At 65.2% G+C, this 15,889-nt stretch carries 13 protein-coding genes and 1 pseudogene; 6 read left to right on the top strand and 8 right to left on the bottom strand.

Going from position 1 to position 15,889, the window contains the following annotated elements; all coding sequences use genetic code 11:
- Positions 1–102 precede the first annotated feature (102 nt).
- Together BUS12_RS18655 and BUS12_RS18660 are read right to left on the bottom strand one after the other, a co-directional pair.
- Positions 103–2,571, bottom strand: a complete 2,469-nt coding sequence (locus BUS12_RS18655) for an FUSC family protein (protein WP_074298126.1) — start codon at positions 2,569–2,571, stop codon at positions 103–105.
- Positions 2,572–2,762: 191 nt separating this feature from the next.
- Positions 2,763–3,404: a VC0807 family protein gene (locus BUS12_RS18660; RefSeq protein ID WP_074298128.1), complete on the bottom strand. Its 642-nt coding sequence runs from the start codon at positions 3,402–3,404 to the stop codon at positions 2,763–2,765.
- A 164-nt stretch (positions 3,405–3,568) separates the two neighbouring features.
- On the opposite strand from BUS12_RS18660, the gene arfB reads away from it, so the two are divergent.
- Entirely contained in the window at positions 3,569–3,973 is a 405-nt protein-coding gene (gene arfB / locus BUS12_RS18665) for an alternative ribosome rescue aminoacyl-tRNA hydrolase ArfB (RefSeq protein ID WP_074298130.1), read from the top strand.
- A 24-nt stretch (positions 3,974–3,997) separates the two neighbouring features.
- Here the strand turns inward: arfB and BUS12_RS18670 are convergent, their stop codons facing one another.
- The 4 genes from BUS12_RS18670 to BUS12_RS18685 all read right to left on the bottom strand — a co-directional run bounded on the left by BUS12_RS18670 (position 3,998) and on the right by BUS12_RS18685 (position 7,502).
- Entirely contained in the window at positions 3,998–5,290 is a 1,293-nt protein-coding gene (locus tag BUS12_RS18670; protein ID WP_074298132.1) for a sensor domain-containing phosphodiesterase, read from the bottom strand.
- A 399-nt stretch (positions 5,291–5,689) separates the two neighbouring features.
- Positions 5,690–5,947, bottom strand: coding sequence for a DNA-binding protein (locus BUS12_RS18675; protein WP_074264996.1), 258 nt, complete (start codon positions 5,945–5,947; stop codon positions 5,690–5,692).
- A gap of 208 nt (positions 5,948–6,155) precedes the next feature.
- On the bottom strand, positions 6,156–6,413 hold the full coding sequence (locus BUS12_RS18680) for a hypothetical protein (RefSeq protein ID WP_074298134.1): 258 nt from the start codon (positions 6,411–6,413) through the stop codon (positions 6,156–6,158).
- A 369-nt stretch (positions 6,414–6,782) separates the two neighbouring features.
- Positions 6,783–7,502 (bottom strand): YdcF family protein, encoded by a 720-nt coding sequence (locus tag BUS12_RS18685; protein ID WP_143788399.1) that lies wholly within the window; start codon positions 7,500–7,502, stop codon positions 6,783–6,785.
- Positions 7,503–7,774: 272 nt separating this feature from the next.
- Between BUS12_RS18685 and BUS12_RS18690 the strand changes: the two genes are divergently transcribed.
- Positions 7,775–8,089, top strand: coding sequence for a hypothetical protein (locus BUS12_RS18690; protein ID WP_074298136.1), 315 nt, complete (start codon positions 7,775–7,777; stop codon positions 8,087–8,089).
- Between the two features lie 363 nt (positions 8,090–8,452).
- On the opposite strand, the gene BUS12_RS18695 is transcribed toward BUS12_RS18690, so the two are convergent.
- Both BUS12_RS18695 and BUS12_RS18700 read right to left on the bottom strand, forming a co-directional pair.
- Positions 8,453–8,704, bottom strand: a complete 252-nt coding sequence (locus BUS12_RS18695) for a hypothetical protein (protein WP_074298138.1) — start codon at positions 8,702–8,704, stop codon at positions 8,453–8,455.
- 282 nt (positions 8,705–8,986) lie between these two features.
- Positions 8,987–9,382 (bottom strand): annotated as a pseudogene (locus BUS12_RS18700) (transposase); the annotation flags it as partial.
- A gap of 409 nt (positions 9,383–9,791) precedes the next feature.
- Between BUS12_RS18700 and BUS12_RS18705 the strand changes: the two are divergent.
- The 4 genes from BUS12_RS18705 to rluB all read left to right on the top strand — a co-directional run bounded on the left by BUS12_RS18705 (position 9,792) and on the right by rluB (position 15,546).
- Complete coding sequence (locus BUS12_RS18705; RefSeq protein ID WP_074298140.1) at positions 9,792–10,694, top strand: LysR family transcriptional regulator; 903 nt, start codon at positions 9,792–9,794, stop codon at positions 10,692–10,694.
- A 179-nt stretch (positions 10,695–10,873) separates the two neighbouring features.
- A complete protein-coding gene (locus tag BUS12_RS18710; protein WP_074298142.1) occupies positions 10,874–12,076 on the top strand; it encodes a pyridoxal phosphate-dependent aminotransferase in 1,203 nt (400 codons plus the stop codon).
- A gap of 350 nt (positions 12,077–12,426) precedes the next feature.
- Positions 12,427–13,617: an SMC-Scp complex subunit ScpB gene (gene scpB, locus BUS12_RS18715; protein WP_074298144.1), complete on the top strand. Its 1,191-nt coding sequence runs from the start codon at positions 12,427–12,429 to the stop codon at positions 13,615–13,617.
- Positions 13,618–13,677: 60 nt separating this feature from the next.
- On the top strand, positions 13,678–15,546 hold the full coding sequence (rluB, locus tag BUS12_RS18720) for a 23S rRNA pseudouridine(2605) synthase RluB (protein ID WP_074298146.1): 1,869 nt from the start codon (positions 13,678–13,680) through the stop codon (positions 15,544–15,546).
- The last annotated feature ends 343 nt before the right edge of the window (positions 15,547–15,889 follow it).

Consider the following 15,889-nt stretch of genomic DNA (forward strand, 5'->3'; position numbering starts at 1 on the left):
CGCTTACGCTTGTGAGTTGCGCACGTGACGCACGTGACGCACGTTGCGTACGTTGCACAGTTCCAGCGCGGTTTCTCGGTGGTTCGTTTCTGCCTCGCCGCTTCATTCGTCGGGCAGGCGGATCACACTGGCATCCTTGCGGATCTGATTGGCTGCCGCGAGCATCTGCTTGCATTGATGCGCGAGCAATTTCAGTTCATGCACGGCGTCCGCCGGATAATCGGCCGACTTCTCGGCTTCGACCACCATCGTATCGAGTTCGCGCGAGAGCTGCTTCGTTTGCTCGGCCTGATCGGCCGGCGCTGCGTTGCCGGCCTCGGCCTCTGTGAGCGTGTCCCGCACGACGCTCAACACGCGTTGCAGCGGTTGCAGCGAGACGTTTTCCTGCTGTTGCGCCGAGGTGCGCAGCAAGGGGGCCGCCGCGGTGATCTGCGAAGCCAGCACATGACTGCGTACCAGCAGGTCGTTGAGCTCGGGGACGAACCTCTGCGCCGCCTTCGGCTCCAGCATCATGCGCTGGAATGCCTGGCCCAGGTTGGCGAACGCCACATGCACGTTCTTGCGCGCGAGCCGGTAGCGATAGTCGCGCTCAAGCGCGACGGCGGCGGCTGTCGCGGCGGGGGTGGTTTTGGCGGCTGTGTCGCCCGCTGGGTCCGCGGGCTTTAGCCTGGCATTTGCGTTGGCATTGACGCTGACGGTGGCGCCCGCACCCGCACCCGCCGATGCCAGCGCCGCTGCGCCAAAATTCGCTCCGCCAAAACCCGCCCCACCGAAACTGCCCGCGGGATCGGCCATCGCCGCGGCGGGCGCACGCGCACCCGCTTCGGTCACGACCGCCGTGGCGACGGCAACCGGCTTGCCGCTCCACCACCAGCTCGCTTCCAGATACTGCCGGGTCGCGCCGATCATGTTGTTGACGAGCTTGCCCATCAGCCGGTACTCCCAGTACGGGAACAGATGGCTCGCAGCAATGGCGATTGCGCAGCCGACCACCGTATCGATAGCCCGCTCGCCGATGATGCGCATGCTGCCCGGCGCGAGCAGGTGAAACATCAGCAGCACATACGCCGACGTGAACACCACGCTCGCCGTGTAGTTGAACAGCAGCAGGCTGTAGCTCATGACCATCGAGGCGAACATCACCACCAGCAGAATGTGCGGTTCCTTGACGAACACCATCAGCGCGATGCTGGCCGCGCAGCCGATCAGCGTGCCGATGATCCGCTGCCCGTTGCGCTGCTTGGTGAGCGAATAGCCGGGCTTCAGGATGATGACCGTGGTCATCACGATCCAGTACGCGTTGGTGAGCGGCAAGAGGCGCCCGAGCCAGAAGCCGACGGCCACCGCGATCGTTACGCGCAACGCATGCCGGAAGCTCGGCGAGGCCATCGTCAGGTTCGAGAAAATCTGTCCGAAGGGCACGCGCCGGCTCGACACGAAGCGCGATAGCGCCTGGTCCAGGCGCAGTTCGGTTTCCGTGGTGCGCGCCTCGCTCGAGAGGCTCTTGCGCATCTTGTCGATCAGCCGCGTCGCGCTCCAGATGCGCCTGAAGGTAGCCGACACCGCCGAATACGCCTCCGGGTTCTTCGCCGGCATGTCGTGCTTGCGCATCAGCTCGATTTCGAATTCGATGGCGCGCAATTCCGCTTTCACATTGATGCGGCTGCGCGGCGGCTGGTTCTGCAGCACGGCAAGACCGATTTCTTCGAGGTCGGCCGCGGCCTTGCGGATCAGGTCGCGATAGAAGGTGAGCATGTCCGAGCCGCCGAAAGTATTGCGCACCATCGGGTAATCGGTATGCGCGCCGACGAACAGCTCGTGCAGGTCGACCGTGTTGATGAACAGGTTGAAGAGCATCGCGCGACGCGGTTCCAGCTTGCCGGTCTTGAGCTTGGGCAGGTTGCGCAGCACGATGTCGCGCGCCGCGTCCTGACGCTCGACCGCGGCGATCTGTTTGGCGACCAGATTGCGGTAGCACTCGTCGAGGTCGTTGTCGAGATCGTAGAAATCGGACCGCGCGAGCAGATAGTCCGCGCAGGCGAACACGCTTTCGGCGAGCGCCTGCTGTTCGATGCGGTGCATCTGCCAGCGGCTCACCAGGGTGGACCAGTAGGTGTACCAGAGCCCGCCCGCGAGGATCCACGCGGCATTGACGAGCGCCTGCATGGGCGTGAAATGCTCTTCAAGCGTCATGATCATCATGAAGAGCGTGGCGAAGCTGATTTGCGGCCAACGGTTGCCGTACACCACGATCAGCGACAGCACGAAGGTCAGCGGCACGACGGTGCACCAGAGCGCCACCGGATTGACGGTGGCGATACCGGTAGCGAGCGCCGACAGGAAGCCGATCACGCTGCACGCCAGCATTTCGTTGTGCTTGTACTTGAGCGGGCCCGGCATGTCGACCACGCACGCGCCGAGCGCGCCGGTGGCGATGGTGAAGCCTAGCTCCTGCTCGTGGAACAGCAGCAGACAAATGACGGCCGGTAACGATACGCCGACTGCGATCCGCAGGCCGCCATAAAAGTACTGGCTATATAGGAATTTTTTGATTTCGACCGAATAACGCATCGACTGCCTGGAGGTTTCGTATCACGACAAAAATGAGACTGCAGGGAAGCCCCAAACCGAGGATGAGTCTAACTGATTTTGGGGCCCATCTGACCTCGTCCGTTTGGCCAGGTTTTGTCGTGTCGATGCCTTTGCTATGCTGTCGTTCGAAGGGCATGGCGGGCGAGTGTAGCGGCTGCTACCCGAGGGGCTCAGCCGGGCATGCCGTCGGTCTGAGCATCGTCACGGGGGCCGTTGCGCAAGGTCTTGCGATACCACAGCGTCCACACGAGCAGCGCGCCGTAGATGCCATAGCCGATGAACGGCGAGACCACCAGGAAGCGCTCCACCGGCCAGCTCCACGCCATCCAGGAGCGCAGGGCGGTTTCGCTGGTGAGGCCCACGCCCCAGACGGCGGTCATCAGGCGCATCGAAGTGGCGAAGGCCGGGCGTTCGTTCCACAGGGCGTCGATGCGCTCGGCGCCGCCCGCCACTTCGCGTGCCACCGTGGCGCGGGCCAGATAGAAGATGAGCGGACGGCGCATGGGCAGCGACAGCAGAAACGCCACGCCAATCGCGCCGGACACCAGCGACTCGCGCAGCAGCAGCATGCGCGGGCTGCCGCCCAACGCCATCGCGCCGATCGACAGCACAATGCCGATCAGCACGATCAGGCTGAGCGCGTCGACGCGCCGGAACCGCGCCAGCTCGACGAGACTCCAGACGACCGGCGGCACGGCCGAGGCGATCAGGCCGCCGGTCTCGCCCCAATGGGGCAGCGCGAGGCGGTAGGCGAGCCACGGCAGCAGCAGGTTGACCGCCAGTTCGAGCAGGAAAGCGGGGCGCAGTTTCATGTTAATTTACGTTGTAAGCGATACGTGCGAGTATCGGCGAGGCGTCGTCGGGCGGCAACCGTTTTTGTGCATCGGCGCGGCTTGCCGATAGCGGGGCGATCGCCGGGACTCCGCTCGTGCGCCGGTGCTGTGTACACTTGCGGTTCGTTGCTTCCCACCACGCCATGACATCCCGTTATCCGATCCCGCCCAATGAAGTTGAACTGACCGCAGTACGCGCGCAAGGAGCGGGCGGGCAGAACGTCAACAAGGTCTCGAGCGCGATTCATCTGCGCTTCGATGTGCGCGCGTCGTCGCTGCCCGACGTTCTGAAGATGCGGCTGCTCGCGCTGTCGGACCGGCGCCTCACCCGTGACGGGGTGGTCATCATCAAGGCGCAGGAGCATCGCACCCAGGAGATGAATCGCGCGTCGGCGCTGGCCCGGCTGGACGAACTGATTCAGAGCGTCAGCGTGACGCGCACGCCACGGGTCGCCACCCGGCCCACGCGCGCCTCGAACCGGCGCCGGCTCGACACCAAGGCGAAGCGCAGCGAGATCAAGTCGGGACGCTCGCGTGTGGACGATTGATGAGGCTGAGGCTGCAGCCGCGCCTCAGCGCTTGCGTACGCCGGGCGTGGCCGGCGGGTTGGGCTCGCCCGGGATGAAGTCGACGCAGAGTATCGTGGTCTTGCCGCCGTGCTCGAGCGTGACGGCGGCGGTGTAGCAGTCCTGGCCGTCAATCAGCGAGTAGTGCGGTCCCATCATCGCCACCCGGCCCGGCGCCGCCAGCGCATGCTTGAAGTAGGCCCGCCGCGACCAGTTGCTGCGGGTGGTCGCCAGCAGCGGCGCGAGCCGCTGCGGAGGCGGCGGCACGGCGGGGGCGCTGATGGACGGCAGGGTTTGTTCGCCCTGCGCATCCGTGACGAACACGCGGCGCGCTTCGGGAATCGGGAACACGAGCCGCGCCGCCTCGGCGAGATCGCCGTTCGCGGCGAAACTGCCGGCAGCCGCCAGCACCGCTTCGGCGAATCCCTCGAAGCCGAGTTGCTTGTGGCGGGCGTACTTGCGTTCGTAGTCGGCGAACTTGCGCCACATCGAATCGATCAAGGCCGGCACGCGTGCACACGCGGCCTGCACGGAGCCCTTCGGTTGACCGAGCCAGAAACCCTGCACGAAGTCCACGTCGGCCTGCATCAGGATCATCAGTTCGTCGTCGGTCTCCACGCCTTCGGCCAGCACCAGCGTGCCCGACTGATGCAGCATGGCGATCAGATGGCCGATCAGCGACTCGTCGCCCTGGCGTTTGCCGGCGCGCGCCACCAGCGAACGGTCGAGTTTGACGATGTCGGGCCTGAAGCGCCACACCCGGTCGAAGTTGGAGAAGCCGGTGCCGAAGTCGTCGATGGCGATCAGGAAGTCGCGCGGCTGCGAGGCGGCCAGCATGCTGGCGACGGCCGATTCGTCGTCGGCCGGTTGCTCGAGCACCTCGATCACGATGCGTTCCTGCGGCAGCCCGAAATGGGCCGACAGTTCGTCGATAAAGGCGCGCTGCGGCCAGCCGGTCTCGAACACCTGCGGCCGCGTATTGAGGAACAGCCAGCCGACTTCGACGTGTTGTTCCATGAAGTTGGCGACGTGCAGGCAGCGCGCGATGCGGTCCAGCTCGCGCGCTTCGCCGGCCGAGCGGGTGCCGGAAAACAGCACGTCGGGCGTGACGGGCAGGCCCACCGGATCGAACGCGCGCAACAGCGCTTCATACCCCACGATGCGTTGATGCGTGATCGACAGCACTGGCTGAAACACGCTATGCAGCGTGAGCGCCCGCCATGTCGCGGTCCAGCCGGCCTCGTCCCGCACCAGGTGGGGCAGAAGGCCGCTGAGCGTCAGTTCTTCGACCGTGGGCATGATGGCGTGGCCTTAGGCGTGCGGTGCGCAATGAGGTCCCGCACCGCACCGGCGCGTGGCCGTGGCGCTGCTAGGGCGAGGACGCTGCCCGAAGAGACGGAGATGAAGCCCGGCCACGCTGGCCCCCCGGCTGATTGGTCGAAAAACAGTCTAGCAGTTCGAAACTGGCGTGAATGTACGGGTTATCACACACGCGCAAAGGCCACCCGCATATAGGAATAACGCTAGCACGCGGGCCTGGAGGGTGCCCGCCAAAGAAGAGAACGTGCGGGCTGGGTCGAACCTGCGGAAATTCGCGCGGTGTCGAAGATTGCGTGAGCTTGCCTCACGCCCGACGGGCCACGCAGGCAGACGGGCAGCGGCATGATGGCCGCGTGCCCATTGCCGGATTGGCGGCGCTTAGTGTGTCGACTGCGGGACGTCGAGGATCAGGATGATGGTCCAGTCCGCATCGCCATCGTGGTGATACTGGCGTTCCGCAACAATAAAGGGCTGCTGCTTGCCGTCCGGGCCGAGAAACAGCACGTCGCCCTCCATCGGCAGACATTCAACCGGCGGCAGCGCAAGGTACGCTTCCTGACCGCCGCGCGGCATCAGTTTTTCGATTTTGCGGGATGCCGCTTCGGTCCATTCGATGTCTAGCTGGATGTTGCTCATTCTGTCCTCCGCACCAGGGTGCGCACGGGTTGGGGGTGGTTCTTCGGTGCGCGACTTTAGCATACCGTCAGTGCGGCCCGGACAACAAAAAGCCGAAGCCGGCAATGCCGGCTTCGGCTGTATTACTTTCGCGATGCGGCCGCGCAGCGTGCCGCGAGTATCGCCGCCAAGGCTTAAGCGCGGCGCCGCGAGGCGCGTTCAGACGCGATTACTGGCTGGCCGCGTCAGGCTTGGCCGCTTTCATGTGATGCGGCGCCTTCTTGTGTTCCATCTTGTGATGCATGGCCGGCATGGATTGCTGGCTTTCCATCGCCTGCTGCTGGGATTGCAACTCTTGCGCACGCTGCTCGACGTCGGCGGCCTTGGCCGGATCGGTGCTCATCGTGACGCCGTTGTCGGTCTGTGCATACGCTGCGCCCGTCAGGGCCGAGAGGGAAACCAGGATCGCCAGGGACACTTTCTTCATCGTTACCTCCGTAGAGTGGTTGTGGCCGAGTAATGCCTGTCCGATCTGAAGGACCAGTGCATTCTAGCGAGCAATATCCGCTCCAACGGACGCTTTGCAACATTTTTGACAGATAGTTACATTTAGTTACGTTTGTGCCGCTTTGCCAGGCACACATGTCCAGCGCAACGGATGTTATTGCCGCGTGGCGCGTCGAAACCTGGGCGTATCGGAAGAAGCTGCGAGGCCGGCGTGCGATTTGCTCGCCATCGCACGTCTTGCGCATCCTCGAGGAGGTCAAAAATAACTCTGCATAACTGATTAATTGACGGAGTGCGGCTGTGTTCTTCGGCCGTCGACCCGCCGCAGATCATCGGCGACTCGCCGCACTCAGAACCATCCCAGCAACCGGTAGACGTGAAACTGCGCAATGCCGATCAGTTCATGGAGCGCAAGATCCGCATTCACGAGATTGTCGTAGTGCGGCAGCATGCCGACGCGCACGTGCCGCGTGTTCGAGATGACCGGGTGAGGTGTGAGCCCGAAACGGTGGAAGTCGAGCAGGGCGCGCGGCATCTGGTACGCGGACGTGACGAGGATCAGCGCGTCGTACGGCGAGCCTTGCAAAAGCGCGGCCACGTTGCGAGCGTTTTCGTACGTGTTGCGGCTGCGGTTTTCCAGCATGACGTCCGTACGCGGCACCTGTTTTTGCAGCAGCCAGGGCAGGTAGGTATCCGCTTCCGAGGCTTCGTGATGCTGCGGATTGCCGCCGCTGATGACAACCTCGCAGCGTGCGCCGGTTCGTTTGCATGCCGAATAGATGTCGGCGCTCGTCGCGATGCGCGCAAAGGCATCGTGCTTGGGCACCAGCTTGTGGTCGTCGTCGTATTCGGTGCCGGTGCCCAGCATGACGATCACCGTGCGCGGGGCGTAAGTCGGCGGCGCAGCGGATTGCGAACCTGCCTGGGCCCAGTCGAGTAATGGCGCGCTTAGCCAGCCTGCCGCGAGCAGCCAGAACAGTGCCAGGGCGGCGAGCGCGAGCGGGGCGCGGGCCCGTCGCGTTAGCACGATTGCTGCAAAAAAAAGCGCCAATAAAGTGAATAGAATCAATTTAAATGGGGTAACGTATGGTTTTTGGGGACATTCACGCTGCCGCTATCGCGCCGCCTCGGTTGCATCACAGGCACGTGGAGAGAACGCTAACACGCGGTTCGAACGGGGACTCCAGAAGCAGGCAATAACAGGTGGCGCCTGGCGGATGACGGTGGCATCGCCCTTGCGATGAGTCTGTCCGCCATGGGTGGGTGCTACGCGCGTCACTGGTGGCGCGGTGACGTGCTGCGCAAAGATGTGTCATGGCTGCACTTTAAGAAAGAAGTGAGATGACCACGTATTCCAACGAAGCAGTTCTTGAGGCGCTGCGGCGGGCGCAATATCGCCAGGTGCCCTGGGCCCGGCGTCCGGGAGTATTCGAATATCTGCGCGCGCTCGGCTTGATGGAGACGGTTCGGCAACGCACCGTCGCGCCCGCTCCGGGTTTTCATGCACCGGTCGATATCGCCGTGCTGACCGATCGGGGCCGGGCCGAGTTCGCCCGCCTCGAACGCGACGAGCGTTCGCTGAACTGGACCGCGCGCAAGATGAACGATTACGTTGCAGCGGAACACCGCACGGCCGATCTGGAAATCCGTCCGTAACGGACCTGTCCAGCTGAAGGTCGAGGCGTAGGCAGGCCGTCTGGCCGTGCCCGGGGCTTGGCGTCGCCGCGATCATCGTCGAAGGCTGCACGCCGCCCCCTCCCCAAAAAAAAGCCCGTATCGCGAGGATACGGGCGTACCGGAATTACTACTGCCACGCTGTGCTGATGGCATTGATGAGACTGGTTCAATCCCTGGTGGTTCCCGCGACTTCCCGCAAGCTTCGCATCGCTATTCAACGCGTCGGCATGGCGCGGTTTCCCACGCCTTTGAGCTTGCGGTTTGCCGCTATTGGGCCGGTGTGACGACGGTCCTCGAAGACCTTCAGCGGCCTTCAGTGGTCTTTAGCGACGACTGGCGACACTAGCGACGACGCTGCGCATCCTCACGCGCCTGCTCCGGCCGCTCGCGTACGTTGCTGGCGATGTCGCCGCGCAGATCGCCCCGCGGCGTGGGCGGCGTGAACTCGCGCGGGCGCTCGCCCTGCTGCCATGTTTCGAGCGTGGCGGGACGGTCAGGCCGCCAGTTCCAGCCTGCGGGCCTTTGCTGCGCGAAAGTCGGTGCGGCGATCAATGAAACAACAATGCCGCACAGAAGCAGGGACATTGGTTTCATGCTGGGCTCCGTTCAAACCCGATGGATCAGGTCTGTGTGCATACTCGTACGGTATGCCCAGGAGCGAAAGCGCGCTGTAAGTAATCGTAAATGGATGTTTCACTTGATGTCGGCGACCCGGCGGTTGGCATGCCGACGCGGCGCTGGCGGGCAGCGTACCGCGCACGTGGGAAGGCCCTGGCCAGCAGACGCGCCTTCGATAGCGCACGCCCGATGCCGGATTCCTTCCGCCGGATACGCACCGGGCGCCCAAAGGCGCCCGGCGGCAGAACAGCAGTGTCAGGCCATCTTGACCGGCGCGCGCCACGATTCCGGATTGGTCCAGAACGCACCGCGCAGGCGGTCGCGGCTCGGCGGTGCAGGCGGCTTGGCAGCCGTTGCGCCGATGCGGCCGCGCAGCGAGATTTCCCGGCCGCTCGTGCCGAGTCGCTTGACTATTTCGGCGAGCGTACCATCCGCTTGCCACTCGTCGAAACGGCGGCGGCAGGTCGGCGGCGAGGGGTAACGGCCGGGAAGCTTGGACCAGCCTTCTCCCGTCGACAGCACCCACAGAACCGCATTGACAACCGCGCGTGCTTCCACGCGTGGCCGACCGCGTCGTTCGCTCCGTGCTGGCTCCGCACAGAACAACGCCTCGACCAGCGCCCACTCGTTGTCTCTCAAATCGTCGAACAGCATCATGTCTCACCTCAGCGAAGCTAACTCCGGTGCGCTGCCCCGCGCCGCGCACTCTCCATGCACTCAATCGCGAGTGCCAGGCGGGGTCGGGCTTGCCACGGTTCTGGTTGTGCAGTCAGGTCCATGGCGCCGACCCAGTGCGCATCCAAATGCACGAAGCGTGCCACCTCTTTAAAAACTTCCTCGAAGCCCCGTAACATCGGGCCAGCGCGGGCGTTAGTCAGGGGCGTATAAGAATCCAAAAAACCCTTCTCGCAAATCGGGACAATCACCAATCTTGTGCAATCAGGCCCGCGCAACGTGCGTTTGCGCCTTATTGCCGCATTGCAGCGAAACGATCCTGGACGTGTGTCGCGCCTAAAGAAACAATACAATGCTCATCAAACGCCACTATTAATGAGAGACTGGGATGAATGTCACGCTGCGCCAGCTAAGGGTTTTCATTGAGGTCGCGCGCCTGCAGAGCTTTAGCCGCGCAGGCGACGAGATTGGGCTGACGCAGTCGGCGGTGAGCCGGTGCGTGCGGGAACTGGAGACGGAAATCGGCCTGAAGCTGATCGACCGGACCACCCGCGAGGTGCAGCTGACCGATGTGGGCGGCAATCTGGTGTCGAGCGTGTCGCGCCTGCTGAGCGACCTCGACGACGCCTTGCGCGAGATTCGCGAGATCGGCGAGCAGCGGCGCGGGCGGGTGGTGGTGGCGGCGAGTCCCACCGTGGCCTGCCGGCTGATGCCGAAGGTGGTCGCGGCGTGCGGGCAGCAGTTTCCGTTCATCACCATGGGACTGCGCGACGATGTGCAGAGCGATGTGGTTCGCAAGGTCAAATCGGGCGAGGTCGATTTCGGCGTCGTCATCGGCCCGTTTTCGGCCGACGATCTGCTGAGCGAGCCGCTGATGACGGACTCGTTCTGCGTGGTGACGCGCGGCGATCATCCGCTGGCGGCCAGGTCGCGGGTGGCGTGGAAGGATCTCGAGGGGCAGCGGCTGGTGATGCTCGATTACGCGTCGGGCAGCCGGCCGATCATCGACGCAGTCATGAGCGAGCACGGCGTGAGCGTCAGCGTGGTGCAGGAGCTCGGGCATTCGGCCACGGTGTTCGGACTGGTGGAGGCGGGTGTGGGCGTGAGCGTGCTGCCTTGGCTCGCCTTGCCGCTGCCGGCGGATACCTCGCTGGTGGCGCGGCCGCTGGTGCCGCGCGCCGAGCGCACGGTCGAACTGGTGCGGCGGCGTGACCGGTCGCTGTCGCCGGCGGCGGAGGCGGTGTGGGGATTGATCCGGCAACTGCCGGGGCGGGCGGAGGATTTGCGGTAGGGGGCGAGGCAGGGAGCAGGGAAGCGAGGGGCGAGGGGCAACGGCAAGGAGTGTGGAGGCAAGGTGCCGGCCGCACGTCCCGAAATCGCCCGGCACGCTAAACTGTCGTTCTGCCTGACACCCCGTCCTTAAGCCCCTAAGGTCCTGACGACCCGAACCAACCTGCCCTGGATGCCTTGATGAGCGAATCCGATCTGCCGACGCCCCGCTTGCCGAACGCGCGCGACGCCGTCCGCGCGCTGCGACCCTCCCAGATTCGCGAAGTGGCGAACGCCGGTTTCGGTGTCGAGAACGTGCTGCCGTTCTGGTTCGGCGAGTCCGATCGCGTGACCCCGGAATTCATCCGCACCGCAGCGAGCGAGGCGCTGGCGCAGGGCGCCACCTTCTACACGCACAACCTCGGGATTGCGCCGCTCCGCGAGGCGCTCGCCGGCTACGTGACGAACCTGCACGGCGCGACCTCGGTCGACCACATCGCCGTCACGAGCGCCGGGGTCAACGCGTTGATGCTGGCCGCGCAACTGGTCGTCGGCGCCGGCGACCGGGTGGTCGCGGTCACGCCGCTCTGGCCGAACCTGGTCGAGATCCCGAAGATTCTCGGTGCGCATGTCGAAACCGTCGCGCTCGGCTACGGTGCACAAGGCTGGACCCTCGACCTCGAACGCCTGTTGAGCGCGCTCACGCCGGACACGAAGCTATTGATGCTCAACTCGCCGAACAATCCGACGGGCTGGGTGATGAGCGCCGAGCAGCAGCGCGCCGTGCTGGAGCACTGCCGCCGCCTCGGTATCTGGATCGTCGCCGACGAGGTCTACGAGCGCCTGTACTACGCAGACGACAAGGCTCGAACCGCACCGTCCTTTCTCGATCTGGCCGGGCGCGACGAGCGGGTCATCTGCGTCAATTCGTTCTCGAAGGCGTGGCTGATGACCGGCTGGCGGCTCGGCTGGATCGTCGCGCCGGCCAGTCTGATGGACGATCTGGGCAAGCTGGTCGAATACAACACGTCGTGCGCGCCGGCGTTCGTGCAGCAGGCGGGCATCGCCGCCGTCCAGCAGGGCGAATCCTTCACCCGGCAACTGGTGGCCGACCTGAAGACCTCGCGCGATCACCTGGTGCGGGCGTTGTCCGCGCTGCCGGGAGTCGACGTGAAGGCGCCGCCCGGTTCGATGTACCTGTTCTTTTCGCTGCCAGGCGCGCAGCAGAGCCTCGCCTTGTGCAAGGCGCTGGTGCGCGAGGTCGGGCTCGGTGTCGCGCCGGGCAGCGCCTTCGGGCCGGAAGGCGAGGGCTTCGTGCGCTGGTGCTACGCCTGCGACACGGCCCGACTCGACGCGGGCGTCGCGCGGCTTCAGACTTTCCTTGCCCGGCACGTTGCCGGCTGAATTCATCCGCCGCGCCGTCTGGTGGCCCGGCTATCCGGATTGTCAGGCGTTGTTTTTTCACCCGTTTTGGACCTGTCAGCCTTTAAACAGTGAAAAGGCATGAAAAGCGGGGAGTCGTCGGGATTTCGTCTTTACGCACTGAATGTTTTTGCGTAATATGGCGTTCAGTCACGCGATTCCCTTCAGGAATATCGCTGCTCCGTCCGGCTGGGTATGGCTCGATTGCCTGTTTCGCCTCCCCCCGGTGCGTGCTCCCATCAATATGACCGATCAGAATCGGGCGAGCGCGTCTTCAGTTCCACATCGTCTGTTTGATCCGGTTCTTTGACCACAGGGTCTGACCTAGCTGCATGAATACCCAAGAGGCGAAGATCGTCCTCGAGACTGCCTTGATCTGCGCGCAGGAGCCTTTAAAGCTCGGTGATCTGCGCAAGCTCTTTGCCGACGGCGTGTCGGCAGATACGGTTCGCACGTTGCTCGAAGACCTGAAGCGGGATTGGTCTGGACGGGGTGTGGAGCTGGTCGGGCTGGCGTCGGGCTGGCGTTTTCAAAGTAAGCCTGCGATGCGTTCGTATCTGGATCGTCTGCATCCCGAGAAGCCGCCGAAATATTCGCGCGCCGTTCTCGAGACGCTGGCGATTATTGCGTATCGGCAGCCCGTCACGCGCGGCGATATCGAAGAGATTCGCGGTGTGACCGTGAACACGCAGGTCGTGAAGCAACTCGAGGATAGGGGCTGGATCGAAGTGATCGGCCATCGCGACGTGCCGGGCCGTCCCGCACTGTATGCGACCACCCGGCAGTTTCTCGACGACCTCGGTCTGAAGGCGCTCGACGAATTGCCGCCGCTGGACGATCCGTCGGCGCAGCTGAACGCCGACCTGCTCGGCCAGCATGCAATCGAGTTTCCTGACGCGGTCGCGCAGGGCGATGGCGAGGAGGCCGTCGCCGCGATTGACGCAGCCGCGAACGATATAGACATCGGGGTGGCTGAAGAAGCGGGGGAAGACGAGGCAATCGCTGCCGACCTCGGCGTCGCGGCCAGCCTTGACGCAGAAGAGACGCCGGCAGCTATGGAGCCGCCGGTAGCAGCGGCTTTGAACAGTGCCCACGACACCGTCGAGCCAACGTTTGTCGAGCCCGCTGATGCCTCTGCCGGTCACGCTGAAGGGCAGACCCCGGCAGGAACGGAGATAGCGGGCGAGTCGGCAGCTGGCGAGTCGGAAACGGTCGACGACATGGCCGCCGACACGACCAGCGAAGCACGCGCAGAACCGCAAGCTGACGCCGCTGCAAGCGCCACAAGCACAGCAAGCACAGCAAGCACAGCAAGCGACGCTCACGCTGCACAAGATCAGGATCCGGTCTCCCAGGCCGGTCCCGCAATACCCGCGCACGATTCGGGCGAGTTCCGCAGTACGGAGCACGCCGTCGAGTCGAACCCGACACGTGTGGCGCACAGCGATCCAGAAGATCGCCGCGATGCTGCACAGGACGCGGGCGTACTGACCGACGACGAAAACGAGTCGCGCAGCGCCTGACGTAACGAACTTTTGCCGCGCCCGCAACGGGCGCGCGCGACCTGACATTTTGAGGTTGTTTTGACTGATACCCACGATACCGATTCGTCCGAATCCGAGCACGCCGTGCAATCCGCGCGCGCCGGCGAAACGCGTACTTCGCAAGCACCGGCGGGCGAATCCGATCGCCCGGCGCACGCTGAAGGCGCAGAGGGCGAAGAACGTCCGCGCCGCGGACTGCGCCGCGGGCCGCGCAGCCTGATCGCACGTCGTCGCGCGGGAGCCAAGAACAAGGGCGCGGAAGGTTCGTCCGAACCGGTCGTGACGGAAGCGCCGCCGGACGGCGAAGTGGTCGCGCAGGTGCGCATGCCGCGCAAGGAACCGGGCTCGAAGGGCCAGGGCCCGCGCCGCAACGCCGGCGCCAGGCGCGAAGGCGCGGCGAACCGCGAGGGTGGCCCCCGCGAGGGCGGCCCCCGCGAAGGCGGCCAGCCGCGTGAAGGTGGCCGGCCGCGTCAGAACCGGCGCGGCGATGCGCCGGCCGCCGCGGCTGCACCGGCCGCGGACGCCAGCCAGGACGATCTGTTTTCGTATGTGACCTCACCCGCGTTCGACGCGGACAACAGCGCCACCGGCGGCGTACGCGCCCCGATGCTGCGCCGTGGCAAGCCGGCTGCGCCCAAGCGCGTGCTGTCGCCGGACGACGACGCCCCCAAGCTGCACAAGGTGCTCGCCGAAGCGGGCATGGGCTCGCGCCGCGATATGGAAGAGTTGATCATCGCGGGCCGCGTCTCGGTCAACGGCGAGCCGGCTCATATCGGCCAGCGCATCATGCCGACCGACCAGGTCCGCATCAACGGCAAGCCGGTCAAGCGCAAGCTGCAGAACAAGCCGCCGCGCGTGCTGCTGTATCACAAGCCGACGGGCGAAATCGTCAGCCACGCGGATCCGGAAGGCCGTCCGTCGGTCTTCGACAAGCTGCCGCCGATGAAAACCGCCAAGTGGCTCGCGGTCGGCCGTCTCGACTTCAACACCGAAGGTCTGCTGATGCTGACCACCTCGGGCGACCTCGCAAACCGTTTCATGCACCCGCGTTACAGCGTCGAGCGCGAGTATGCGGTGCGGGTGGTCGGCGAGCTGGCCGAAGGGATGCGCCAGAAGCTGCTGCACGGCGTCGAACTCGAAGACGGTCCGGCGAATTTCCTGCGCATCCGCGATGGCGGCGGCGAGGGCACGAATCACTGGTATCACGTCGCGCTGGCCGAAGGCCGCAACCGCGAGGTGCGCCGCATGTTCGAAGCAGCCGGCCTGATGGTGAGCCGCCTGATCCGTACCCGTCACGGTCCGATCTCGCTGCCCAAGGGCTTGAAGCGCGGTCGCTGGGAAGAGCTTGAAGACAATCAGGTGCGCAGCCTGATGGCGTCGGTCGGCCTGAAGGCCACCAGCGAAGAGAAGGGTGGTCGCAGCGCGGCCCCCGAGCGCAAGCAGCCCGATCCGATGCAGACCTCGATGGGCTTCATCAATCGTGAGCCGGTGCTGATGTCGCATGGCCGCTTCGACCAGCAGCCGCCGCGTGGCGGCGGTCCGCGGCGCGGTGCGGCGGGCGGCGGGTTCGGCGGCGGCGCGGGTGCGGGCTACGGCCGTGGCGCCGGTCGCGGCGCGAGCACCGGTTTTACCGGCCCGATGAGCAGCGGCAGCGGCGCGAACACGCCGCGCGGCGGTGGCGGCCGTGATGTCGACGGCAATCGCGCGCCTTCGGGCAACGGCAATCGTGCCGCAGGTGGCGGTGCCGGCAAGCGCGCCGGCGCGCCGGGCGGCAACCCCGGCAGCGGTGGCGGGCGCGGTCCGGGCAGCAACCGTGGCGGCGGCCCGAACCGTTCGGGCGGCGGCAATCCGAACGCCGGCGCCAATCGCGGCGGCGGCGCTCCGCGCGGCCGTTCGCGCGGCCGCTAGACGGTGATGGGCTGGTGACTGGCCGGCGCGCGCGTCGCGCTGCCAGTGGCAGATTCACCCAGCATGGCGGTAACGCGTGTCGTGCACGCGAACACGCTATGCTGGATAGGGGCACGATCCTCTCGCGATCGAACCCCTTGAGTCTCGCCGGACAGCTTGCAGGAGGCGCTTCACACCGCCATCCGCATCAAAGATTGCAGTGAAATCAAGCGGAAATGCGTAGTTTGCGCGTGCCGCCGGTTTGCGTTTGTCCCGAAAAATGGCTACAATCGCAGAGTCGCTGGGCGTGCGGCTTTTCATGTGCGGCTCAGATGCGACCACCGGCAATAAGATGATGGGCGTT

The sequence above is a fragment of the Paraburkholderia phenazinium genome (assembly GCF_900142845.1).
GTDB classification, from domain to species: domain Bacteria; phylum Pseudomonadota; class Gammaproteobacteria; order Burkholderiales; family Burkholderiaceae; genus Paraburkholderia; species Paraburkholderia phenazinium_A.

Bases quoted from the DNA above. Each gene is read 5' to 3' on its own strand.
- BUS12_RS18655 (WP_074298126.1), bottom strand. From the start codon at position 2,571: ATGCGTTATTCGGTCGAAATCAAAAAATTCCTATATAGCCAGTACTTT.
- BUS12_RS18660 (WP_074298128.1), bottom strand. From the start codon at position 3,404: ATGAAACTGCGCCCCGCTTTCCTGCTCGAACTGGCGGTCAACCTGCTG.
- arfB (WP_074298130.1), top strand. From the start codon at position 3,569: ATGACATCCCGTTATCCGATCCCGCCCAATGAAGTTGAACTGACCGCA.
- BUS12_RS18670 (WP_074298132.1), bottom strand. From the start codon at position 5,290: ATGCCCACGGTCGAAGAACTGACGCTCAGCGGCCTTCTGCCCCACCTG.
- BUS12_RS18675 (WP_074264996.1), bottom strand. From the start codon at position 5,947: ATGAGCAACATCCAGCTAGACATCGAATGGACCGAAGCGGCATCCCGC.
- BUS12_RS18680 (WP_074298134.1), bottom strand. From the start codon at position 6,413: ATGAAGAAAGTGTCCCTGGCGATCCTGGTTTCCCTCTCGGCCCTGACG.
- BUS12_RS18690 (WP_074298136.1), top strand. From the start codon at position 7,775: ATGACCACGTATTCCAACGAAGCAGTTCTTGAGGCGCTGCGGCGGGCG.
- BUS12_RS18695 (WP_074298138.1), bottom strand. From the start codon at position 8,704: ATGAAACCAATGTCCCTGCTTCTGTGCGGCATTGTTGTTTCATTGATC.
- BUS12_RS18705 (WP_074298140.1), top strand. From the start codon at position 9,792: ATGAATGTCACGCTGCGCCAGCTAAGGGTTTTCATTGAGGTCGCGCGC.
- BUS12_RS18710 (WP_074298142.1), top strand. From the start codon at position 10,874: ATGAGCGAATCCGATCTGCCGACGCCCCGCTTGCCGAACGCGCGCGAC.
- scpB (WP_074298144.1), top strand. From the start codon at position 12,427: ATGAATACCCAAGAGGCGAAGATCGTCCTCGAGACTGCCTTGATCTGC.